This window comes from Stenotrophomonas sp. 220_Sma, from assembly GCF_056487375.1.
The window spans coordinates 4,902,501-4,924,452 of sequence record NZ_CM151348.1 but is presented as its reverse complement, the minus strand read 5'-3'; the positions used below and the strand labels follow the sequence as shown (position 1 = coordinate 4,924,452).

20 protein-coding genes (1 of these 20 running past the window's edge) are annotated in these 21,952 nt (G+C 68.1%); 11 read left to right on the top strand and 9 right to left on the bottom strand.

Going from position 1 to position 21,952, the window contains the following annotated elements:
* The first annotated feature begins 122 nt into the window (after positions 1–122).
* A complete protein-coding gene (locus tag ACZLIB_RS22850; protein WP_478468826.1) occupies positions 123–665 on the top strand; it encodes a hypothetical protein in 543 nt (180 codons plus the stop codon).
* A gap of 320 nt (positions 666–985) precedes the next feature.
* Here the strand turns inward: ACZLIB_RS22850 and ACZLIB_RS22845 are convergent, their stop codons facing one another.
* The 6 genes from ACZLIB_RS22845 to ACZLIB_RS22820 all read right to left on the bottom strand — a co-directional run bounded on the left by ACZLIB_RS22845 (position 986) and on the right by ACZLIB_RS22820 (position 6,633).
* Complete coding sequence (locus tag ACZLIB_RS22845; protein WP_049400355.1) at positions 986–1,384, bottom strand: hypothetical protein; 399 nt, start codon at positions 1,382–1,384, stop codon at positions 986–988.
* Between the two features lie 61 nt (positions 1,385–1,445).
* Positions 1,446–3,485 (bottom strand): FUSC family protein, encoded by a 2,040-nt coding sequence (locus tag ACZLIB_RS22840; RefSeq protein WP_197655743.1) that lies wholly within the window; start codon positions 3,483–3,485, stop codon positions 1,446–1,448.
* A gap of 3 nt (positions 3,486–3,488) precedes the next feature.
* Positions 3,489–4,949, bottom strand: coding sequence for an efflux transporter outer membrane subunit (locus ACZLIB_RS22835; RefSeq protein WP_049400357.1), 1,461 nt, complete (start codon positions 4,947–4,949; stop codon positions 3,489–3,491).
* Complete coding sequence (locus ACZLIB_RS22830) at positions 4,946–5,863, bottom strand: efflux RND transporter periplasmic adaptor subunit (RefSeq protein WP_032973896.1); 918 nt, start codon at positions 5,861–5,863, stop codon at positions 4,946–4,948. Before ACZLIB_RS22830 ends, ACZLIB_RS22835 begins: the two co-directional genes overlap by 4 nt.
* Positions 5,860–6,069 carry a DUF1656 domain-containing protein gene (locus tag ACZLIB_RS22825; RefSeq protein WP_010487502.1) on the bottom strand — a complete coding sequence of 70 codons (210 nt, stop codon included), beginning with the start codon at positions 6,067–6,069 and terminating at the stop codon, positions 5,860–5,862. The genes ACZLIB_RS22830 and ACZLIB_RS22825 overlap by 4 nt, the downstream gene beginning before the upstream one ends.
* A gap of 108 nt (positions 6,070–6,177) precedes the next feature.
* Positions 6,178–6,633: a MarR family winged helix-turn-helix transcriptional regulator gene (locus tag ACZLIB_RS22820; protein WP_012481667.1), complete on the bottom strand. Its 456-nt coding sequence runs from the start codon at positions 6,631–6,633 to the stop codon at positions 6,178–6,180.
* A 612-nt stretch (positions 6,634–7,245) separates the two neighbouring features.
* Between ACZLIB_RS22820 and folE the strand changes: the two genes are divergently transcribed.
* From folE to ACZLIB_RS22800, 4 genes are all read left to right on the top strand, one after another.
* Positions 7,246–7,857 (top strand): GTP cyclohydrolase I FolE, encoded by a 612-nt coding sequence (gene folE / locus ACZLIB_RS22815; protein ID WP_004141296.1) that lies wholly within the window; start codon positions 7,246–7,248, stop codon positions 7,855–7,857.
* Between the two features lie 112 nt (positions 7,858–7,969).
* Positions 7,970–9,439, top strand: coding sequence for a DUF3375 domain-containing protein (locus ACZLIB_RS22810; RefSeq protein ID WP_121504949.1), 1,470 nt, complete (start codon positions 7,970–7,972; stop codon positions 9,437–9,439).
* Entirely contained in the window at positions 9,426–10,127 is a 702-nt protein-coding gene (locus tag ACZLIB_RS22805) for a DUF4194 domain-containing protein (protein ID WP_005411692.1), read from the top strand. The genes ACZLIB_RS22810 and ACZLIB_RS22805 overlap by 14 nt, the downstream gene beginning before the upstream one ends.
* 16 nt (positions 10,128–10,143) lie before the next feature.
* Complete coding sequence (locus tag ACZLIB_RS22800; RefSeq protein WP_049446864.1) at positions 10,144–13,524, top strand: ATP-binding protein; 3,381 nt, start codon at positions 10,144–10,146, stop codon at positions 13,522–13,524.
* A 291-nt stretch (positions 13,525–13,815) separates the two neighbouring features.
* Here ACZLIB_RS22800 and ACZLIB_RS22795 read toward each other — a convergent pair whose 3' ends face one another.
* Entirely contained in the window at positions 13,816–14,595 is a 780-nt protein-coding gene (locus tag ACZLIB_RS22795; protein ID WP_032130226.1) for a sulfite exporter TauE/SafE family protein, read from the bottom strand.
* Positions 14,596–14,697: 102 nt separating this feature from the next.
* Here ACZLIB_RS22795 and ACZLIB_RS22790 point away from each other — a divergent pair, with 102 nt between their 5' ends.
* Complete coding sequence (locus ACZLIB_RS22790; protein ID WP_478468825.1) at positions 14,698–15,090, top strand: YchJ family protein; 393 nt, start codon at positions 14,698–14,700, stop codon at positions 15,088–15,090.
* 3 nt (positions 15,091–15,093) lie between these two features.
* On the opposite strand, the gene ACZLIB_RS22785 is transcribed toward ACZLIB_RS22790, so the two are convergent.
* On the bottom strand, positions 15,094–16,374 hold the full coding sequence (locus ACZLIB_RS22785; protein WP_478468824.1) for a GGDEF domain-containing protein: 1,281 nt from the start codon (positions 16,372–16,374) through the stop codon (positions 15,094–15,096).
* Positions 16,375–16,524: 150 nt separating this feature from the next.
* Here ACZLIB_RS22785 and egtB point away from each other — a divergent pair, with 150 nt between their 5' ends.
* From egtB to ACZLIB_RS22760, 5 genes are all read left to right on the top strand, one after another.
* Entirely contained in the window at positions 16,525–17,796 is a 1,272-nt protein-coding gene (egtB, locus tag ACZLIB_RS22780; RefSeq protein ID WP_478469963.1) for an ergothioneine biosynthesis protein EgtB, read from the top strand.
* Positions 17,793–18,767 (top strand): L-histidine N(alpha)-methyltransferase, encoded by a 975-nt coding sequence (egtD, locus tag ACZLIB_RS22775; RefSeq protein WP_478468822.1) that lies wholly within the window; start codon positions 17,793–17,795, stop codon positions 18,765–18,767. Before egtB ends, egtD begins: the two co-directional genes overlap by 4 nt.
* A gap of 84 nt (positions 18,768–18,851) precedes the next feature.
* Positions 18,852–20,120, top strand: coding sequence for a lytic murein transglycosylase (locus ACZLIB_RS22770; protein WP_285303529.1), 1,269 nt, complete (start codon positions 18,852–18,854; stop codon positions 20,118–20,120).
* 40 nt (positions 20,121–20,160) lie between these two features.
* Positions 20,161–21,027 carry a D-hexose-6-phosphate mutarotase gene (locus tag ACZLIB_RS22765; protein WP_071229489.1) on the top strand — a complete coding sequence of 289 codons (867 nt, stop codon included), beginning with the start codon at positions 20,161–20,163 and terminating at the stop codon, positions 21,025–21,027.
* Positions 21,028–21,076: 49 nt separating this feature from the next.
* On the top strand, positions 21,077–21,853 hold the full coding sequence (locus tag ACZLIB_RS22760) for a DUF2628 domain-containing protein (RefSeq protein WP_478468820.1): 777 nt from the start codon (positions 21,077–21,079) through the stop codon (positions 21,851–21,853).
* A 6-nt stretch (positions 21,854–21,859) separates the two neighbouring features.
* On the opposite strand, the gene ACZLIB_RS22755 is transcribed toward ACZLIB_RS22760, so the two are convergent.
* Positions 21,860–21,952: the 3' portion of a benzoate/H(+) symporter BenE family transporter gene (locus ACZLIB_RS22755; RefSeq protein WP_049421023.1), read on the bottom strand. It continues 1,095 nt past the right edge of the window; only the last 93 of its 1,188 coding nucleotides appear in the window; its start codon lies beyond the right edge, outside the window; the stop codon is at positions 21,860–21,862.

Here is a 21,952-nt window from a genome sequence, read left to right as displayed (position 1 = left end):
CGGATCCCGTTCCCAACGGGAGCGGGCGCTGACCCCATCGCCCCGATGTCGCATCTGCCCCTTGATGACGCCGCTGGCGCTGCCTAGCCTGCGTAGCTACCCCACGCCACAGGAACCGACAGATGGCGCTTATCGCCTTGGATGATCCACGCTGGGCAGAGCTACAGCATGCCTACGGTGCGGCGGATGACATTCCGGAGCTGCTGGCCAATCTCAGTATCCCGAAAAACGAAAGATCCGAAGACGATCCGATCGAAGACACCTGGCACGAGTTGTGGAGCAGCTTGTGCCACCAAGGGGATGTCTACACCGCTTCGTTCGCGGCGGTGCCCCATATCGTCAACGCTTTGCCAGTGGACTCCGACTCAAGCGATTGGCGGTTCATCTCCCTCCCGCAATCCATCGAAACGCTGCGCTGCCACCAAGGCATCGAGCTTCCTGCTGGATTGGAGCCGGAGTACTCGCAGGCCATTCAGCGCATGGGGAAACATGCGGCAATGCTTGTCGCGACGCCGCAGGAGGATTGGATAACCTCAGCACTCTTTGCAGCCATTGCCATTGCGCACGGGCATACCCCAATGGCTAGACTGCACACTGAGATCTCGTCCGACGAGATGGACCAAGCAGTCAACATCTTCTTCGCAGAGGTAACACGAGACGACTAGCGCTTCCGCTGGTGAGCGGGAACGCTGCCTCCACGATCCTTTCGCGTCAGTCGAGCATGGCTCGACTCTACAAAAGCGCATTTCGATCATTCCGACGTTCATCCACGCATGGCGTGGATCTACTGCAGATCGCGGGAAACTGTCGAAGGCGGGGTGGGTCCGGTTGAGGGGGCGTGAGCCGCATGGATGCGGCGACCGAGCTTACATGGACGTACTTGCAGCGTCCCCCGCAACCGGACCCACCTCGCCATCCCACGGATTGCAGGGTTTTGACGTTGACGTTGATTCGGCAGGTGCAGGGCGCAGCCCTGCCGCCACGTTCATTCCGCGATCAGTACCAGCCCATCGGGGAATACGATCGCCGCTTCATCAGCACTCACGTCGAAGAAGCCCACACCGTGCTTCTCGGCCAGGTCCTGCACGCGGCCGTGCGCACGTTCGGCCACCGAATAGGCGAACGCGCCGTAGATCACCTGACTACCGATGCTGTACTCGGTCACCTCAGCACGATCATCGTCGTCATTGCTCAACGGCCCGTTCATTGGCGGAAATTCCTGTGCCATCTCCGCGAACCACGCCTGCAACGCGGGACTGCTGACCGCGGGGTCGTCGTACTCGTGGCGTTCGTTCCACTGCGTCTGCTTCTCGAACCAGGCGATGAAGGCCGCCGCCTCACGTGGAGCGGTGCTGGCCTCGAACACCATCATGTCGTAACTCATTGAACCGTCCTGCGGGCGTGGTGAAAGGCTGCCGGGCGTCGCCCGGCGCTAGTGCTCATTATCAGGCCGATGCAGTGTTGGCATCCGCCAGCCCCGGCGCCAATGCCTTCGCCTCCGGGAACAGCGCGAAGCGCAGGCCGATCAGGCCCATCAGGGCTTCATCGCGGGCCTTGCAGGCGGCCACACTGCCGACCCGGCCCAGCGAGGTATCCAGCCGCTCGCGCAGCGCCTCGGCCGCCACAATCGGTTTGCGCGCGGCGATCTGACGGCGGTAATGCACGGCGATTTCTTCCAGGATGTGCTCGACCGCTTCGCGGCTGCGCTCGGGCAGTTCCAGCCGTGCGCGACGCAACTGCAGGATGTTCAGGCCGATGCGCGCCTCGTTGAGCATGTCCACCGAGGCGATGTCGCTGCCCTCGGGCGTCGCTGCCAGGCGCGGTGCGAGCAGGCCCAGCAGGTCGAGCATGCGTGCGGCGAAGCGCTGGCGGTCCTGCTGGCCACGGCCTTCGGCGGCCTCGGCCAGCGTGGTCCAGCCCTGCCGCACCAGGCGGCGTGCGGTCCACTCGGCACCCACCGAACGGAACAGGCGGGTCATCACCACCGCAAAGCCAATGCCGATGAACATCGCAATCGATGAGTTGAGGAAGGTCTGGATGTTGGCGCTGTAGGTGTTCTGCAGGCTCAGCAGCGCGGCCAGGTTCACCGTCAACGGCAACGCGAATAATGCGCTCTTGGGGTGGTGCAGCATCAAGCCCAGCGGCAGGAACGCCACCGCCAGCACCAATGCCAGCAGGCCGAAGTCGTGCACCGCCGGGAACACGCCGAACAGGTACACGCCAGCCACCACCGAGGCGACCATCGCCCACACCAGGAACGACACCATGCTCGGTGCCGGGTCGTCCTGTGCAGCGAAGAATGCAGCGGTCACCGCGGCCATCATCGCGCCGTTGCCACCACCTTCCCAACCCAGCGCGATCCACAGCACGCAGTAGCTCATCAGCGCCACGCCGGCACTTAGCGCGGAGAACAGCGCCATGCCGTAGTCGACGTGCTTGTCGGCGGCCACGCGTTCGGTGCGGATGCGGTAGTGCGCGCGGTCCAGCGGCGCGGTGCCGTGGTCGATCGCGTGCTGCAGGGTGCGGCAGTCCTGCCACAGGTCCACCAGTTCCTCCAGGCGCAGCAGCAGGCTGGCCAGCTGCAGGTGCTGCAGGTCGCGGTCCACCTGCGGCTTCAGTGCGCTGATGCGCGCGCGCAGGCGGGCGTACTCGCTGGCGTTGGTCGGCCCGTCCAGCCAGTCGTGGATATCGTCGACCAGTGCCGGCAGCCCTTCCGGTAGGGCCTGTCCGTCGCTGCGCAGCGCGCTCAGGCGGTCGGCAATCGAGGACAGCACTGGCAACAGCAGCAGCATGCGCTCGCGCAGGCGCTCCATCGACACCGCCGAACCGGCATGGCGTGGATCATCGCGGCGCAGGAACTCGATCAGCGCCTCGAACTGCACCAGGTCGGCGGCCAGCCGGTTGCGCGGCGCATGCGCGCGGCCACGTTCAAGGATCTGCCGGCACCACTGCGCGGCGTCCTCCATCCAGTTGCCGATGCGCGCGCGCAGCATCGGGCGTACCGAGGCCGGGAACAGCAGCGAGGCGAACAGCACCGCCACCACCGTGCCGAGGATGATCTCCTCGCTGCGTGCCACCACCGTGTCGAAGATGGTTTCCGGCGAGGTGACTGCGGGGAAGCCGATGAAGGCCGTCGTGTAACCGGCCAGCAGGAACGCATAGCCGCGCGGGCCGCGGTTGAGCAGGGCCATGAACAGGCAGCCGGCCAGCCAGATCGACATTGCCGCGCTCAGCACCAGCGGCGTCTCCACCAGCGCCGGCAGCACCAGCAGGGTGGCCAGGCCGGCCACCAGGGTGCCGACGATGCGGTACACGCCCTTGGCCCGGGTTGGGCCCAGCAGCGGCTGGCTGACGATGTACACCGTGCCCATCGCCCAGTACGGGCGCGACAGGTTGCCGGCCATGGCGATGTACAGCGCGGCCACCGCGGCCAGGTAGGTCTTGATCGAGAACAGCCAGGCCTGGCGGTCGGTCAGCGCGTTCATGGCTTACTTCGCTGCGGTCGAGGCGTTGGGCGCGGCGGCGCTGGCCTGCCAGCCACCACCCAGCACCAGGAACAGGTGGATCTGGTCGCGCGAGACCTGCGCTTCGGCGGCCGCCAGGGTGGCATCGCTGGTGGCCAGGCTGCGGTCGGCATCCAGGCTGGACAGGTACGGCGTGCGGCCGCCCTGGTACAGCCGGCGGTTCTGCTCGGCGGCCAGTGCGGCCTGCTCCTGCGCGATGCGCAGCGACTGCAGCCGACGCAGGTCCTGCGCATAGCGGTCCAGCGCGGTCTGGGTCTCGCGCAGCGCCTGCAGCACGGTATGGTCAAACTCGGCCAGCGCGGCATCAGCACCGGCTTCGGCGGCGTGGATGCGCGCGTGGGTGCCCGAGGACGGCAGCGTCCACGAGATCAGTGGGCCGATCGACCACTGCTGGGTCATCGGCGTGCCGAAGTCCTCCAGCAGGCCGGCGGCACCGAGCGAGGCACCCAGGCGGATGTCCGGGTACAGCTCGGCGGTGGCGACACCAATCCGTGCCGTGGCCGAGGCCAGCTTGCGTTCGGCCTGGCGCACGTCCGGGCGACGCTGCAGCAGCGCACGGCCATCACCGACCGGCAGCGGCTGCGCCAGGGCGGGGGCGTGCGCGCAGTCGATCACACCGGCCGGCAGCTGGCCCGGGGTCTGCCCCAGCAGCGCGGCCAGCGAATAGGCGGCGGCCGAGCGCTGCGCCTGCAGCGGCGGGAGCGCAGCTTCCAGCAGCGCCACCTGGGCATTGGCGCGGGCCAGCTCCGGTGGTGTGCCGCGGCCGGCCGCGATCAGGCGCTCGGTGACCGTGCGGCTGCGCTGCTGCAGCTGCAGCGAATGCTCGGCCACGTGCAGTTCGTGGTTGGCATGGCAGATTTCCAGGTAGCTGTCGGCCACCTGGGCGACCACGCTGACCTGGGCCAGATCGCGCGCTGCGGCGACCGACTGCTCGTCGGCACGCGCCGCTTCGGCGCCGCGCTTGAGCTTGCCGAACAGGTCGAACTGGTAGCTGACCGCGAACTTGCCATCGGCCAGGTTGATCACCGGCAGCTCGTGTTCCTGCAGGAACGATTCGGCCGACAGCTGCGCGCGGCTGACCCCGGCCTCGGCCTCATACTCGAAGCCGCCAGCGTCCAGTGCCTGCTCGTACACCGCCGCCGCACGACGCAGGTGCGCATCGGCGGCCTTCAGTTCCACGTTGTCCCGCAGCGCCTGGGTGATCAGCCCATCCAGCACCGGGTCGTTGTACAGCGACCACCAGCGGTCGGGCAGCGCCTGGTTGGCGGCGATCTGCGGGTTCTGCGTATCGATGAAGGCCGCATTGGCCTGCGGGCGCTTGAACGCCGAGCCTTCCGGCAATGCATAGTCGGGGCCGACGGTCCTGCACGCGGCCAGGCTGGCCAGCGCGACGATCAGGCCGAGACGGGGCAGGGCGGCGTTCACAGGCCCGCCTGTGTCGGCGCGGTGCCGGCCTTGTCGTTGTGCGGATGGCGGCCGGTGTCCACGGTCACCGTGGCGGTGCGGCCGGCGATCAGTTCCACGCCCTTGGGCACCTCGTCGATGGCGATGCGCACCGGGATGCGCTGGGCCAGGCGCACCCAGTCGAAGGCCGGGGTCACGTTCGGCAGCAGGGTGCTGCCATTGCTGCGGTAACGGTCCTCGATGCCGGCGGCGATGCTTTCGACATGGCCACGCAGCGGGGTCGATTCGCCCATCAGGCGGATGTCCACGGCTTGTCCCGGGGCCACGCCACGCAGGCGGGTTTCCTCGAAGTAACCATCGATGCGGAACGAGCCGGTATCCAGCAGCGCCAGCACCGGCTTGCCGGCCACCACGTAGTCGCCCACGCGCATGGTGCGGTCGTTGACCCGGCCATCGGCCGGTGCGCGCACCTCGGTGCGGCCCAGGTTGAGCTCGGCCAGGTCGACCGCGGCCTGCGCGGTGGCCAGCGCGGCCTGCGCGGCCTGCAGCTTGGCGCGGCGCACTTCGGCGTCCTCGGCGGCGACCAGGTCCTGCAGGCTGCGGTCACGGCCGATCTCGCGGCGCAGCTGTGCCACCGAGGCCTGGCGCTCGCCCAGGCTGGCCTTGGCCTGTTCCAGCGCGATGCGGTAACGGGCACGGTCGACCACGAACAGCAGGTCGCCCTTCTTCACCGCCTGGTTGTCGGCCACCTGCACCGTTTCCACCAGCCCGGATACGTCCGGCGCCACCTGCACCACGTCGGCGCCGACATGGGCATCGCGGGTCCACGGCTCATCCATGTAATAGACCCACAGCTGGCGCAGCACCAGCAGGGCGACGATCACGGCTGCGCTGGTGAGCAGCACCGGCAGGGTCTTCTTCACGATCTTGTTCATGATTGCATCCAACGCAGGAGGTGGAACAGCAGGCCAAGCACGATCCCGTACAGGGCCAGGTTGAACAGCGCCGGGTGCCATACATGGCGATAGGCGCCGGCACGCTGCAGCAGCGCGTGCAGGCCGCTGTTGACCAGATAGGCCAACAACATCAACCCGAGCAGGGTCGGGACGAACACTCCGTGGAGACTGAATTCACCGGGCATCGGTAGGGGCGGGGGCGAGGTGGGGGAGGGGAGGAACAACGAAACAACAGCAACGGGCAAAAGCCGCTGGCGTGTGCACGGCAGCGGCGGTATTCGGGGGCAGCGGTCTTACGTGATGCGGTCGGCGGCCTCGGCCAGCAGGCGCCATGCCTTCAGCACGGCGTGCAGTTCATCCATGGAAAGCTCGCCGAACACGTCCTGGCGCAGGCCGATCAACTGGTCTTCCAGCTCGCTGACCAGCGCGTGTCCCGCGTCGGTCAGCCACAGCAGGTTGGCGCGGCGGTCGCTGGCGTCGCTCTCGCGGCGGACCAGGTCGCTGGCACACAGCTTGTCCAGCAGGCGGACCAGGGAAGGCCCTTCCATGCCCAGCTGCTGGGCCAGCGCCACCTGGCGGATGCCACCGCCGGAGCGGCCGATCATCAGCAGGGGCATGGTGCAGGCGGTGGAGATGCCGTAGCTGCCGAGCCGGCTGTCGGCCAGGCGCTGCCACTGCCGCCCTGCGTACAGCAGGCCGGAGCTGAGCTGCATCTGCAGCACGGTGCGCTCGTCGAGGGGTCGGTCCATAAGAGATAGATAGGATACTACTAATTTCATTCCTATCAATGGGTTTTTATGAATGGGCGGGGTGTAGTGAGGAAAGCGTTGCGCCTGCTGGCTATCGGCTGGGGTGGCGGAGGGCCGGACGGGGCAGGGCACGCTGCAAGTACGTCCATGTAGCTCGATCGGCGCATCCATGCGCCTCACGGCCCTGCCCCGTCCGGCCCTCCGCCACCCCGCCACATCCCGCGAGCGCGGTGGGTTGGCTCTTTAAAGGCAGAAGCAGATGCAGTGCGGACCAAGGTCCGCACCCACCAAAGCAGGAAAAACCACAGCAGCGGCGCGCCGCTTCCGAAGCCATGAACCCCAGCTCTTGACCCCGCTTTCGGGCGGTCCGGCCGCGCCCGCAGGAAACCGTCAAGGAGGGGGAGAGGGGGCTGCGCAGGACCGTTGGCGCCATGGATGGCGCCATCGAGCCCCCAAGGACGGGTTTACGGCGTGTCCTGCGCAGCCCCCTCTCCCCCTCCAGGCCGACAGCAACGACGCGCCAACAACGACCCCCCGATGAACCGTCCCAACAGGACGACCCACCCCCCGGTCGGGTACGATGCTCGCCCCCCGTTCGGGACGCTGTACGCAATGAGCAAGAACAACGAAAAGGCCGCCCCGCAGGGCGACGTGACCCAGGACCAGGCCGAGGATGCCGTGCGCACCCTGCTGCGCTGGGCCGGTGAGGACCCGTCCCGTGAAGGCCTGCTGGATACCCCCCGCCGTGTCGCCGAAGCCTATGGCGACTGGTTCAGCGGTTACCGCGACGACCCGCGCGCCTACATGGAGCGGACCTTCGAGGAAGTGGCCGGCTACGACGAACTGATCGTCCTGCGCGACATCGAGTACGAAAGCCACTGCGAACACCACATGGCGCCGATCATCGGCCGCGTGCACGTCGGCTACCTGCCGGCCGGCAAGGTGGTGGGCATCAGCAAGCTGGCCCGCGTCGTCGAAGCCTACGCCCGCCGTTTCCAGGTGCAGGAGAAGATGACCGCGCAGATCGCCCAGTGCATCCAGGATGTGCTGCAGCCGATCGGCGTCGGCGTGGTCGTCGAAGGCGCCCACGAATGCATGACCACCCGCGGCATCCACAAGCGCGGCGTCAGCATGGTCACCTCGAAGATGCTGGGCAGCTTCCGCGACGACGCGCGGACCCGCGCCGAGTTCCTGCGCTTCATCGAAGTGGGCGGCAAGCGCTGAGCCGCTTGCCCGCACCCCGCCGGCCCCTGGTGGCCGGCATGCCCACGGCTGCCCGCGCGGCCGCCGTGCGCGGCTGCCCGTCCCCGCCAGCCCTCATGACTCCTTTCGCTGCATGAAGCATCGCGAACGCATCTCCCGTTACCGCCATCTGCGCGAACAGCCCCAGTGGAAGCTGCTCGCCGCCGACCACGCTCCGGAAATCATCGGCCTGCTGCAAGGGCTGCTGATGGACGGCGAGCGTACGCTGTCGTCGTCGGTGCTCAACGAGCGCCTGCAACGTGCGCTGGACCAGCTCAACGGCGACGAACTGTCGCGCGACCTGCCGCGTACCGCGCAGGCCTACATCGCGCACTGGCTGGCCCAGGGCTGGCTCGAACGCCGCCTGCCCGAAGGTGCCGACCAGGAGCAGTACGAGCTGTCGACCGCAGCGCTGCAGGCGATCCGCTTCGCCGATGGCCTGGAGCAGGCCCGCGTGGCTGCCACCGAAAGCCGGCTGGCGCTGGTCATCGAACAGCTCTCGCAGCTGGCCGCGCAGACCGAGTCCGATCCGGATGCGCGCCTGTCGGCGTTGCGCGACGAGCGCGACCGCATCGACGCCGAGATCGCCCGCGTCGGCGCTGGCCGCGTGATCGCGCTGGATGGCAAGCGCGCGCTGGAACGTGCGCGCCAGATCATCGGCCTGGCCGACGAGCTGACCGAGGACTTCCGCCGCGTGCGCGACGACTTCGAGCAGCTCAACCGCGATTTCCGCGAACGCATCATCGACGATGAGGGTGAGCGCGGCGACGTGCTGTCGCAGCTGTTCGAAGGCGTGGATGTGATCGGCGAGAGCGATGCCGGCCGCAGCTTCCAGGCGTTCTGGCGACTGCTCAACGACGCCGAACAGAGCGCCCAGCTCGATGCTGCGCTGGAAGCGGTGCTGGCGCGTGGCTTTGCGCGCCGCCTGGACCGCAACGAGCGCAACTTCCTGCGTGGCTTCACCAGCACCATGCTCGAGCGCGGTGGCCAGGTACACGATGTGCTGCAGAACTTCGCGCGCAGCCTGCGCGGCTTCGTGCAGAGCCGTGGCTACCTGGAACAGCGCCGCCTCAACCAGCTGCTGAAGCAGGCGCAGTCCGAAGCACTGGCCCTGCGCGACGAGTTCCCCGCACAGCGCGGCATCGGCCGTGACCTGCAGCTGACCACCAGCCGCCTGCGCTCGTGGTCGCAGTGGAGGCTGCACGATCCACGCAGTGCCCAGGTCGATGGCAACGTCGAGTACAACGACGCGGCCGCGATCAGCCTGGAAAGCGTCGGCGATCTGGTCGCTTCGTCCGAAATCGACTTCCGCACCCTGCGCCGCGACCTGCACGACCTGCTCGATGCACAGCCGCGGCTCAGCATCGCCCAGGCCCTGTCGCAGCGCGAGGCGCCGCAGGGTCTTGGCAGCGTCATCGGCTATCTGTCGCTGGGCACGCGCTTCGGCAACGTGGTCGCCGGCGAGCAGGAGCTTGCCGAATGGCGTGGTGGCGACGGCCAGATCCGTCGCGCCCGCATCCCGCTGGTTTGGTTTACCCAGGAGAGACGCCATGAGCTGGCATGAAGATCCCATCGACGCAGCGCAGGCCGACGTGGCGGAAGACGCCTACGAAGCCGAGCCGGTGGCGGCCGTGGCGCAGCCCCGCCGTGGCAACGACGTGTACTACCTCGGCGATACCGGGCGCCTGCCGCTGGATGCACGCCGCGCGCTGTGCCAGCTGCTGATCGGCCCCAGCATCGACCAGCTGCGCCACGCCAAGCTGTGGCCGGCGCTGATCCGCAGCGAGGCGGCCATCCGCTCGTCGCTGGCGGACCTGTTCCTGGAACTGGTGCTCGACCGTGACAGCGGCGTGGCGTTCACCCGCCAGGCCGATACCGAAGACGTTGATGCGCCGGTACTGCTGCGCACCTCGCCGCTGACCTTCATCGATTCGGTGCTGCTGCTGTACCTGCGCCAGCAGCTGGCCGAGGCCGATGCGCGCGGCAACCGCGCGGTGGTCGCCGACGCCGAGATGGCCGAAGCGCTGGCCATCTACGAGAAGAACCTGTCCACCGACCGCGCCGGCTTCAACCGCCGCGTCGCCTCGGCGGTGCAGAAGATGAAGGACAACCACATCCTGACCCGCCTCAGCGGCCAGGAAGACCGCCACGAAGTCTCGCCGGCGCTGAAGCTGCTGTTCTCCGCCGAAGACGTGTCCCAGCTTTCGGCGGTGTACCGCCAGCTGCGCGAAACCCCGGCCGCCGAGGCCTGAGAGACCCGACCATCGCATGGCTATCTCCAAGCACACTCCCGCACTGTTCAACGAAGGCCTGCCGGACCCGCGCCTGCAGCAGTTCCGCATGCGCCGCCTGCAGGTGCACAACTGGGGCACCTTCAACGGCCTGACCGAAGTGCCGATCGCCGAGCGCGGCTTCCTGTTCGTCGGCCGTTCCGGCTCGGGCAAGTCGACCCTGCTCGATGCCATGTCCGCGCTGCTGACGCCGCCGGCCATCGTCGACTTCAACGCCGCCGCGCGTGAAGCCGAGCGCAGCGGCCGCGACCGCAACCTGGTGTCCTACGTGCGTGGCGCGTGGGCTGACCAGCAGGACAGCGGCACCGGCGAAATCGCTACCCAGTACCTGCGCAAGGGCGCGACCTGGACCGCACTGGTGCTGGAGTACCGCGCCGGCGATGGCCGCGTGGTCAGCCTGGTGCGCCTGCTGTGGATCTCCGGCAACGGCACCTCGGCCGGCGACGTGCGCAAGCACTACATGATCGCCGAGCGTCCGTTCGACATCGCCAAGGATCTCGGCGGCTTCGACCTGGACCTGCGCAAGCTCAAGCAGAAGCTGTCCGACCTGCACCACTTCGACACCTTCTCCGGCTACGCCGAGCGCTTCCGCGACCTGCTCGGCATCGACAACGAAATGGCGCTGCGCCTGCTGCACAAGACGCAGTCGGCGAAGAACCTGGGCGACCTCAACGTCTTCCTGCGCGACTTCATGCTCGACACGCCGAAGACCTTCGACGCCGCCGAGCGCCTGGTCAGCGACTTCGCCGAGCTGGATGGCGCGCACCAGGCAGTGGTCACCGCGCGCCGCCAGGTGGAAACCCTGCTGCCGGCACGCGCCTACTACAACGACCTGAAGGAAATGCACCGCCAGCGCGGCGACGACGAAGCACTGAAGCTCGGCGTCGACAGCTTCCGCGAAAGCCGCCGCCAGGCGCTGATCGAAGCGCGCCTGCGCGAGATGGACGTGCGTGACCGTGGCCTGCTCGGCGAAGAGGCCCAGCGCCGCGCCGCGCTCGACAACCACACCGAGCGCCTGGCCGAACTGGAACTGCAGCGCCGCCAGCAGGGCGGTGAGCGCATCGAGGAACTGGAACGCGAGCAGGGCCGCGCCGAAGCCGAGCGCGACCGGCGCAAGGCCAAGCGTGACCAGGCCCAGGAAGCGGCACAGCAGCTGCAGGCCGAACTGCCCGACGATGCCCATGGTTTCGCCGAGCTGGTCGAGCGCGCGCAGAACGAACTGCAGGACCGCCAGCGTGCCTCGGCGGCACTGGACGATGCGATCAGCGATCGCCTCGGCGGCAAGCGCGACGACGAGCGCCGCTTCGGTGAAGTGCGCAGCGAACTCGAAGCGATGCAGCGCACGCCGTCCAACATTCCGGCGCCGATGCAGAAGCTGCGCGCGCGCCTGGCCGAGGAAACCGGCATCGCCGAAGCGGCGCTGCCGTTCGTCGGCGAGCTGATCCAGGTCCGCTCGGAAGAGCAGGGCTGGCAGGGCGCCATCGAACGTGTGCTGGGCGGCTTCGCGCTGTCGCTGCTGGTCGATGACAAGCACTACAACGACGTCGCCGAGTGGGTGAACCGTACCCACCTGGGCATGCGCTTCACCTACTACCGCGTGCGCCGCAACGATGATGCGTTCGCGCGCGAGCCGTCGGCGAAGTCGCTGCTGCACAAGCTGGAGCTGCGCGAGCATGTGTTCGAAAGCTGGCTGCGGCGCGAGCTCGGCAAGCGCTTCGACTACGAGTGCGTGGATGCCAAACAGCTGCGCAACGTCGACCGCGGCATCACCCGCGAAGGCCAGGTCAAGCATCCGGGCGACCGTTTCGAGAAGGACGACCGCAGCGCAGTAGGCGACCGCCGCCGCTGGATCCTGGGCTTCAACAACCACGACAAGGTGGGCGCCTTCGAGCGCGAAGCACAGGAACTGGCCAAGCGCATCGCCAGCTGCGAGACCGACATCGCGCGCCTGCGCGGCCAGCGTGACCGCGACAACGAACGCCGCCTGGCCTGCCACGAGCTGGTCAGCATCAGCTGGAACGAGATCGACATCGCTGCCCCGCAGCAGCGCCTGAGCGATATCGAAGCGACTCTGCGCGACCTGCGTGAAGGCAATGCCGACCTCGCCAAGCTGGCCAAGCAGATCGACGCCGTGCGCGCCGACATCGAGCAGTCCCGCCGCACCTATGAGGACGTCCGCGTCGAGCGCGGCCAGCTGGTCAAGGAGCGCGATCGCCTCGACCGCGCCCGCCAGCAGAGCCGTGCGCTGGTGCTGCCGAGCCTGGCCCAGGAGCAGGAAGCCGGCCTCGCCGAGCGCCTGCAGGAGCAGGGCCCGCTCAGCCTCGAAACGCTGGAAGCGCACATGCGCCAGGTCAGCAACGCGCTGAACGAGCAGCTGTCGTCCTCGCAGCAGGACCTCAACCGCATCGAGAACCAGCTGATCGGCTGCTTCCGTCGCTTCATCCAGCAGTGGCCGGAGGAATCGGGCGACTTCACCGTCTCGGTGGCCTCGGCCGAGGACTTCCTCGCCCGCCTCGAACGCCTGGAGCGCGACGGCCTGCCGCAGCACGAAGAGCGCTTCTTCGATCTGCTGCAGAACCAGAGCAAGAACAACCTGCTGGCCCTGCAGCGCCACAGTGCAGAGGCCCGCAAGTCGATCGGCCAGCGCCTGGACGAAGTCAACGCCAGCCTGGAGCAGGTGCCGTTCAACCGTGGCACGCTGCTGACCATCGAACTGAGCGACCGCCGCCTGCCGGAAGTCGGCGAGTTCCACCTGCAGCTGCGCGAGGTGCTGTCGCAGCAGCAGACCGAGCAGCGCGAGCTGGCCGAATCGCAGTTCACCGTGCTGCGCCAGCTGGTCAACCGCCTGGGTTCGCAGGAAGGCGAGGACAAGCGTTGGCGCGAGCTGGTGCTGGACGTGCGCATGCACGTGGAGTTCATCGGCGTCGAGCTGGATGCGGAAACGCGCCAGCAGGTCGAGATCTACCGCAGTGGTGCCGGCAAGTCCGGTGGCCAGCGCCAGAAACTGGCCACCACCTGCCTGGCTGCGGCACTGCGCTACCAGCTCGGCGGCGCCGACAGCCAGCTGCCCAGCTACGCCGCCGTCGTGCTCGACGAAGCCTTCGACAAGGCCGACAACGAGTTCACCGCACTGGCGATGAACATCTTCGACAACTTCGGCTTCCAGATGGTGGTCGCCACCCCGCTGAAGTCGGTGATGACGCTGGAACCGTTCATCGGCGGTGCCTGCTTCGTCGAAATCAGCGGTCGCCACGACTCCGGCGTGCTGCTGATCGAGTACGACGAAGAAGGCAAGCGCCTGAAGCTGCCCGAGCGCAGCCGCCAGCAGGCCAACGAACCGGAAGAAGCCGAGGCCTGACCGCCTCGGTCCAGCGACCTGTAGAGCCGAGCCATGCTCGGCTGCTCTTCGCGATCGGAAACCGTGTGCCAACCAAGGTTGGCACCTACCGGAAGTCGCTCTGCTCTTGCCCTTGCTCCCAGCTTCCGCGCTCGCGCAGAGGCCGGGTAGCGGTTGGGTGAGGGGGCATGGCAGGACCGCGAGCGCCATGGATGGCGCTCACGAGCCCCCATGGACGGGTTCACGGCGTGTCCTGCCATGCCCCCTCATCCGATCGCCCACATGGGAGTCAGGCGCCAGCGACGCGGTGGATCACGCTCCGCGCAACGTATCCCACGCCATCCGCGCGATCAGCACCACCACCAGCCCCACGAACAGCTTGCGGATGAACGGCGTGCCGCCCTTCAGCGCCAACCGCGTGCCCACCACCGAACCGATGATGTTGGCCGCCGCCATCGGCAGCGCGAACAGCCACAGGATGTTGCCGGTCGGCACGAAGAACGAGATCGCCGCCACATTGGTCGCCAGGTTCACCACCTTCGACGCGGCCGATGCGCGCAGAAAATCCAGGCCGAAGAAGCGCACGAACAGGAAGATCAGGAAGCTGCCGGTGCCCGGCCCGAAGAAGCCATCGTAGAAGCCGATCGCTGCACCGATCGCCAGCGCGATCACCAGCTCGCGGCGGCCGATCTCCTGCGGCCGGTGCAGCGCACCGAAGTCCTTTTTCCACAACGTGTAGGCCAGCATCGCGATCAGCAGCACCAGCACCAGTGGGCGCACCGCGTCCTTGGGCAGCAGGCTCACCGCGGTGGCCCCGGCGAAGGAGAAGATGAAGGCGGTGCCGGCCGCGAACAGCACCGGCTTCCACGGGAAGCGCACGTTGCGCGCATAGCGCCAGGCAGCCGCACCGGTGCCGAACATCGAACTGAACTTGTTGGTACCGAACAGCATCGCCGGCGTCTGCTGCGGCAGCACCGTGAACAGGCCGGGCAGCTGCACCAGGCCACCGCCACCCACGGCGGCATCCACAAGACCGGCGATGAAGGCGATCACCACCAGCCACCACAACTCAGGGGGAACCAGTTCCAGCACGGCGATCAATCAAGGTGGGGGCGCGACAGCATACGCCTGTCCTGCTTCAGCTGGCCCGTGCCGCGCGTGGATCAATCCGCGCAACCCGGCGACAATGCCGGCATGAGCCGAAAACCCGCCGATCCCTGTCCCTGTGGCCTTCCCGCCGACTATGCCGCCTGCTGCGGCCGTTTCCACGCCGGTGAAGCCGCGCCCGATGCCGAGCGCCTGATGCGTTCGCGCTACAGCGCCTACGTGCGCGGTCTGGCTGATTACCTGCGCCAGAGCTGGCATCCGGACACGCGTCCGGCCGAGTTGACGCTGGATGATGCACCCGGCCAGCGTACCCATTGGCTGGGCCTGACCGTACACGAGCACGCCATCACCGGTGCTGACAGCGCCGATGTCCGCTTCACCGCGCGCTATCGCGTCGGCGGCGGCAGTGCGGTCAAGATGACCGAGCACAGCCGCTTCCAGCGCATCGACGGCCGCTGGTACTACCTCGACGCGGTCTGAGCCTCAGCCGCCGTGCACTGCCAGCACGCGCTGGCCGGCCTGCGCGTGCACCTGGTTGCGGCCCCCGTCCTTGGCCGCGTACAGCGCCTGGTCGGCGGCCTTGACCACCGCCATCGGCCGCCGGTCCACACGACTGTCGGCCAGGCCGATGCTCACGGTCACCTGCACGACCTGGCCGCTGCCACCGCGTCCGCGCTGCTGTCGGCCGGCCTCGTCGTCGCGGCTGCGGGTGCTGCGGTCGCGCAGCTGCATGCGGGTGTCCTCGATGCTCTGCCGCAGGGCTTCGACTGCATCGACGCAGGCCGTCGCCGGACGGTCCTGGAACACCACCGCGAATTCCTCGCCGCCGTATCGGAACGCGCGGCCGCCATCGCCCACCCGCGCCAGCCGCGAGGCCACCAGGCGCAGTACATCGTCTCCGGTGTCGTGGCCATGGGTGTCGTTGAATGACTTGAAGTGGTCCACGTCCACCATCGCGATGCTGTAGGTGCCGCGTGCCCGCTGCAGGGTCTCGTTGAATGCCCGTCGCCCCGGCAGGCCGGTCAACTCATCGCGGAAGGCCATGTGGAAGGACTCCTGCAGCATCGCGCCCAGCATCAGCAGCAGGGCGGCGCTGCTCAGCGCCGGCAGCAGCACCGGCTGCAGGAAGATCCGCGGCAGCATCCACCACAGGCACAGCAGGGCCAGCAGCATCGCCGTGTGCAGTGGCCGAGGATGCCGCCACGCCTGCCAGCCCAACGCTGCGGTCGCCAGCAGGAACAGCAGCGCCGGCAGCTGCGCCAGCGCGTTCCAGTCGGCGGGAATCCAGGCCCAGTGACGGTTCGACAGCAGATCGTGCATGCCGCGCGGCTGCTGTGTGGCTAGCAGCAGGAAGATCATCACCGCGGTGCCGATGGCAATACCGCGCAGCAGCAGGTCCTGGCGCCGCCGTCCGCGCTCCGGCCACAACGCAAGGCCGGCAGACAACAGCGGCAACCAGGCCGAGATGGCGTGGAAGCGCAGCGGTGTCAGCGTGGTGACATGGCCATTGCGCAGGTAGCCAGCGACGTCCTGGTGCAGCAGCGCGAACGTCACCGCCACAACCATCAGCAGGCACAACGTGCGCACCTGGTGGTAGAGCAGGGCCAGGCCGGCACCGAGGCAGGCCAGCAGCCAGGGCAGGATGCGCTGCGCCGGGCTGGCCACGTCTGCGGTATCCAATGCGGTCCACACCACCACGGCAACCAGCACGGCAGGCAGCACGAACAGGTAATGCGCAGGCTGGCGGAGCGGATGCAGGGGCAAGCAGGAATTCCAGCGCGGTGACGACGCGGCCGCAGCATTGCCGTTAGCGGCGTTCGTGGTGGCTTCTTGAATGCGGCAGGCTCATCCATGTGAACGAAGTGACGCCGAACCATGACGTCGCACTCACCGTCCAGCGCCGATGCTGCCCACATGGACAGCGTACCCGCCGCCGTCGCTGCCCCGCAGCACGATCTCGCCCGCCAGTTCGCCCATGTACGGACGCGCAGCCTGCAGCTGGCCGCGCCGCTCAGCGCCGAGGACGCCATGCTGCAGAGCATGGCTGACGCCAGCCCGAGCAAATGGCACCTGGCCCACACCACCTGGTTCTTCGAACGCTTCGTGCTGGCGGGTTTCGCCACCGTGCCAGCGCATGACCCGGGCTGGGACTACCTGTTCAACAGCTACTACAAGAGCATCGGCCCGGCGCATGCGCGGCCACAGCGCGGGTTGCTGTCGCGGCCCTCGCTGCAGCAGGTGCGCGACTACCGCCAGCAGGTCGACGCACAGGTGCAATCGCGGTTGGCGGCGGGCGATCTCGATGAGCAGGCGCTGCAGCACCTGCAGTTGGGCCTGCAGCACGAACAGCAGCACCAGGAGCTGCTGCTCACCGACATCAAGCATGCGTTCTGGTGCAACCCGCTGCAGCCACCGTATCGCGAGGATCTGCGGCCCGTCGCCAGCGTCGCCACTGCGCAGGGCTGGGTCGAATCACCCGAGCGCATCGTCACCGTCGGCGCCGCAGCCTGGCCGCAGCACACCGCGTTCGCCTACGACAACGAAGCGCCAGCGCACCGCGTGCTGCTCCCCGCGCATGCATTGGCCGAGCGTCCCGTCAGCAATGCCGAGTACAGCGCCTTCATCGACGCCGGCGGCTACCACGAACCGCGCTGGTGGCTCAGTGAAGGCTGGGCATTGCGTGAAGCCGAGGGCTGGCAGCACCCGCTGTACTGGGATGACGCCCTGCAGCGCGAGTACACCCTGGGCGGTTGGCGCGAACTGGATCCGCACGCGCCGGTCTGCCACCTCAGCTACTACGAGGCCGATGCCTGCGCCCGCTGGTCCGGCGCGCGCCTGCCCAGCGAGTACGAATGGGAAGCCGCCGCTGCGTCGCAGCCGCTGCGCGGCCATTTCGCCGATGACGACCGGCTGCACCCGCAGGCAGCGCAGGGCAGTGGAATGCGGCAGCTGTTCGGCGATGTCTGGGAGTGGACCCACAGCGCGTATGGCGCCTATCCGGGCTTCCGTCCCTTCGCCGGCAACCTCGGTGAGTACAACGGCAAGTTCATGTGCGGGCAGTGGGTGCTGCGTGGCGGCAGCTGCGCGACACCCCGCGGCCATGTGCGCGCCAGCTACCGCAACTTCTTCATGCCGCCGGCGCGCTGGCAGTTCTCCGGGCTGCGCCTGGCCAGGGACCTCACATGAGCACCGTGCATGACGCGCTGCAGGCATTGACCGATCTCACCCCCGCGCGGCAGCAGATCCTCTCCGACGTGGTGGCCGGACTCTCACGTACGCCGCGCCAGCTGCCGTCTAAGTACTTCTACGATGCGCGTGGCTCGCGACTGTTCGAGCAGATTACGCAGACCCCCGAGTACTACCCCACGCGCACCGAGCTGGCCCTGCTGAAGCGTGTGCTGCCGGACATCGCCCGCAGCGTTGGCCCGCGTCTGCATGTGGTGGAGCTGGGCAGCGGCAGCGGACGCAAGACCGCGCTGCTGCTGGCCGCACTTCACGACCCGGTGGCCTATACGCCGATCGAGATCTCGCGGGCCGCGCTGCTGTCCAGCATCGACCATCTGGCACCGGCGCTGCCGGAGGTGGAGATGCTGCCGGTCTGTGCCGACTTCACCCGCCCCGTCGCCGTTCCCATGCCCGAGCGCGAACCCGCGCGACGGCTGCTGTTCTTCCCCGGTTCCACGCTGGGCAACTTTGAAGGCGAAGACGCGGTCGCACTGCTGCGGGCGATGCGCCAGACGATGGGCCGCGACGGCCTGGCCCTGGTCGGCATCGACCTGCACAAGGACCCGGCGCTGATCGAAGCGGCCTACAACGATGCGCAGGGCGTCACTGCCGCATTCACCCTCAACCTGCTGACCCGGCTCAACCGCGAGATCGGCAGCGACTTCGACCTCGACGGCTTCCGCCACCGTGCCCGTTACAGCATCGCGCGGCTGCGCATCGAAACCGATCTGGTCAGCCGCTGGGCGCAGGATGTGCATCTGGATGGCCGCAGCTTCCACGTTGCCGCTGACGAACCGATCCGCGTGGAGTACAGCCACAAGTACACCGACCACAGCTTCGAAGCGCTGCTGCAGCAGGCGGGCCTGCAGGTCACGCAGCGCTGGGACGCCGACAGTCCCGCCTATGGCCTGCGCCTGCTGCGCACCGCCTAGGGCGGACGGCCGGCGGGTGCCGCTTCAGGTTCAGCGACGCCGGTGCCCCTAAGATGGCCGTGCAACGGCAACACGGAGGACGCCATGCCCATTCTGACCACGCTCGGCCTGGCGGCCGCTCTCGCCTCGCCCCCCGCGTTGCCTGCAGCACCGGATGCCAGCGTCGATCCGGCCTTCAGCCGCTGCCTGACGGGCCTGCAGGCCACGGCCGCCAGCCAGGGCATCAGTGCCGATCGCTTCAATGAAATCACCGCCGGGCTCACCCCGGACCCCAGTGTGCTTGGCCTGCTCGATGCGCAGCCGGAATTCACCACGCCGATCTGGGACTACCTGGCCGCGCTGGTCGATCGCCAGCGCGTGGCTGATGGTCGCGCCATGCTGGAGCAGCATCGCGACCTGCTCGATCGGGTGTCGGCGCAGTACGGTGTCGATGCCGCCACCATCGTCGCGGTCTGGGGCGTGGAGAGCGACTACGGCCGCGTGTTCGGCAAGCGTCCCCTGCTGCAGTCACTGGCCACGCTGTCCTGCGCCGGCCGTCGCCAGCCGTTCTTCCGCGGTGAACTGCTGGCGCTGCTCAAGCTGATCGACCGCGGAGACCTGCAGGCACAGGGGCTCACCGGTTCCTGGGCCGGTGCCTTCGGGCACACCCAGTTCATGCCCAGCACCTATGCACGCATTGCCGTGGACGGGGATGGCGATGGCCGCCGCGATCTGGTCGGCAGCATTCCCGATGCGCTGGCCTCCACTGCCAACTACCTCAAGCGCGCCGGCTGGCGCAGTGGCGAGCCGTGGGGCATGGAAGTTCGCGTTCCCGCTGGCTTCAACGCCAGCCAGGCCGGACGTACCCAGCGTCGTGCCCTGGCCGACTGGCGTGCGCAGGGCGTGACCGCGCTGGACGGCAGCGCGCTGGCTCCGGCCAACCTGCCCGCCGACGCGCGCGCCGCCCTGCTGCTGCCGGCCGGCAACAAGGGCCCCGCGTTGCTGGTGTTCCGCAACTACGACGCGATCTACAGCTACAACGCGGCTGAAAGCTATGCGCTGGCGATCGCCACGCTGGCTGACCAGCTGCGTGGCGGCAGCGGGTTGGCCACCGCCTGGCCGACCGACGACCCGGGCCTGGGCCGCGATGAGCGCCGCCAGCTGCAGGCCCTGCTGCTGGCGCGTGGCTACGACATCGGCAGCGCCGACGGCATGATCGGTACTGCCACCCGTCGCGCGATCCAGTCCGAGCAGCAGCGCCTGGGCTGGGCCAATGCCGATGGGCGTGCCGGCCAACGCATCCTGCGCGCGCTGCAGGAAGAGGCGGCCGCCATCGCACCCGCTGCGCAGAAGGCCTTGCCCCAGGCACGCTGACCGCGACATCATCGCCGCGGTCTTCAAGGAGCGTCATCGCATGCAGTCGGATCCGGACATCAGCAGCGGCCTGTATCACGGGCTGGAGGCCTGGCACGTGCGCACCCCCAGCGCGACGGCGGTCATCAGCGTGTTCGGCGGACAGCTGCTGTCGTTCATTCCCGATGGGCAGCCCGATGTACTGTGGCTTTCGCCCACGCGCGCCGAGCTGCCCACGCCCATCCGCGGTGGCGTCCCGGTGTGCTGGCCGTGGTTCGGCCGCCAGGGCCAGAACAATGATGTGCCCGCGCATGGCCTGGTGCGCACCGCGCGTTGGGAGCTTCTGCAGGCCAGCCAGAGCGATGACGGTGAGGTCGAGCTGCAGTTGGCACCTGCACCCTGCGCCGATCCCGGCCTGCGCCTGCAGATGCAGTTGCGCATTGGCCGCCAGCTGCGTCAGCAGCTCGTCACCGAGAACACCGGAACCTCGCCGGTGACCTTCACCCAGGCCCTGCACAGCTATTTCCGGGTGGGCGATGCCAACCAGGTCGAGGTCGAGGGCCTTGATGGCCTGCAGTACCTGGACAAGTACGAGGACTATGCGCAGCTGCGCCTGCAACAGGGACCGTGGTCATTGCGCGATCCGCGTGACCCCGGTCGCAGCGATCGCATCTATACCGGTGCCGGCGGCCATTACGTGCTGCGTGATCCCGTACTGCAGCGGCGGATCGAGATCCGCAGCGAAGGCAGCCAGACGCTGGTGGCCTGGAATCCCGGTGCGGAGGCGGCAGCGAAAATGGCCGATGTCGGCGATGGCTGGCACGATTACGTTTGCCTGGAAGTGGCCAACGCAGGCCCGGAGCAGATTACGCTTGCGCCGGGTGAGCGCCATCAACTGGTGCAGACCCTGGCCAGTACCGCGCTGTAGGCGCTGGCAGCGGTTTCAGTTTGTCGATGCAGTAGCAAGGACGGAAAACATGCAGGAAGCACAATGGTGGTACGCCAATGGCAGGCAGAGCAGTGGGCCGGTGGATCTGGCCGGTCTTCGCCAGCTGCAGCGGGAAGGGACGGTCACGGCGCGAACGCTGCTCTGGTGCGAGGGCATGCCCTCGTGGCGGCCGTTGGCGGAGCTGGATCAGGCCTCAACGCAGGTCGAGGTGGCTCCGGTCCTGGATATCGACGCAGCGCCTGCGGCTGAGGGCATTGCGCCGAGCGTCGGCGATCCGTCCGACCCCTATCGTGCGCCGGTCGCTGCACCGGATGTGGCTGCGGCTGCCGGGCTGGAGGGCGAGATGGCCTTGTACGCCAGCGTGGTCGGTGGCAACTTCCCGATCTATCGCCAGCGCTGGCGGCTGGATCAGGGCGGCATCGCCACGGGCAGTGGCACCTGGCACTGGCCGGCATTCCTGCTCGGCCTGATCTGGATGATGTACCGCAAGATGTACCGCCTGGCGGCGATGTGGGCTGGCCTGCTGCTGCTGATCAGTGTGGTGGAGACCTTGCTGGATGTGCCGGATGGCCTGTCACTGGTCATCACCTTCGCGCTCAGCATCACCACCGGCATCTTTGCCAACAGCTGGTACCTGGCACACTGCCAGCGCCTGATCGCCCAGGCCCGTGCCGTCACCGGCGGCGATGACGCACGGCTGCGCAGCGAGCTGACCGCGCGCGGCGGCACCAGCGTGGTCGCCACACTGATCGCCATCGTCATCGCGGTGGTGCTGAGCACCGTCGGCGCCGCATTGGCGGGATAGGGCAGGTCAGCGTCCCTGGCGGGGCCGCAGTACTACCAGGCACAGCGCACCGGCCACCAGGCCCCAGAACGCCGAGCCGATGCCGGCCAGTGAGACGCC

Coding starts and splice junctions, on each gene's coding strand:
- ACZLIB_RS22820 (WP_012481667.1), bottom strand. CDS start 6,633: ATGGACCGACCCCTCGACGAGCGCACCGTGCTGCAGATGCAGCTCAGC.
- ACZLIB_RS22810 (WP_121504949.1), top strand. CDS start 7,970: ATGAAGCATCGCGAACGCATCTCCCGTTACCGCCATCTGCGCGAACAG.
- ACZLIB_RS22790 (WP_478468825.1), top strand. CDS start 14,698: ATGAGCCGAAAACCCGCCGATCCCTGTCCCTGTGGCCTTCCCGCCGAC.
- folE (WP_004141296.1), top strand. CDS start 7,246: ATGAGCAAGAACAACGAAAAGGCCGCCCCGCAGGGCGACGTGACCCAG.
- ACZLIB_RS22830 (WP_032973896.1), bottom strand. CDS start 5,863: ATGAACAAGATCGTGAAGAAGACCCTGCCGGTGCTGCTCACCAGCGCA.
- ACZLIB_RS22800 (WP_049446864.1), top strand. CDS start 10,144: ATGGCTATCTCCAAGCACACTCCCGCACTGTTCAACGAAGGCCTGCCG.
- ACZLIB_RS22770 (WP_285303529.1), top strand. CDS start 18,852: ATGCCCATTCTGACCACGCTCGGCCTGGCGGCCGCTCTCGCCTCGCCC.
- egtD (WP_478468822.1), top strand. CDS start 17,793: ATGAGCACCGTGCATGACGCGCTGCAGGCATTGACCGATCTCACCCCC.
- ACZLIB_RS22805 (WP_005411692.1), top strand. CDS start 9,426: ATGAGCTGGCATGAAGATCCCATCGACGCAGCGCAGGCCGACGTGGCG.
- ACZLIB_RS22840 (WP_197655743.1), bottom strand. CDS start 3,485: ATGAACGCGCTGACCGACCGCCAGGCCTGGCTGTTCTCGATCAAGACC.
- ACZLIB_RS22765 (WP_071229489.1), top strand. CDS start 20,161: ATGCAGTCGGATCCGGACATCAGCAGCGGCCTGTATCACGGGCTGGAG.
- ACZLIB_RS22850 (WP_478468826.1), top strand. CDS start 123: ATGGCGCTTATCGCCTTGGATGATCCACGCTGGGCAGAGCTACAGCAT.
- egtB (WP_478469963.1), top strand. CDS start 16,525: ATGGACAGCGTACCCGCCGCCGTCGCTGCCCCGCAGCACGATCTCGCC.
- ACZLIB_RS22825 (WP_010487502.1), bottom strand. CDS start 6,069: ATGCCCGGTGAATTCAGTCTCCACGGAGTGTTCGTCCCGACCCTGCTC.
- ACZLIB_RS22845 (WP_049400355.1), bottom strand. CDS start 1,384: ATGAGTTACGACATGATGGTGTTCGAGGCCAGCACCGCTCCACGTGAG.
- ACZLIB_RS22760 (WP_478468820.1), top strand. CDS start 21,077: ATGCAGGAAGCACAATGGTGGTACGCCAATGGCAGGCAGAGCAGTGGG.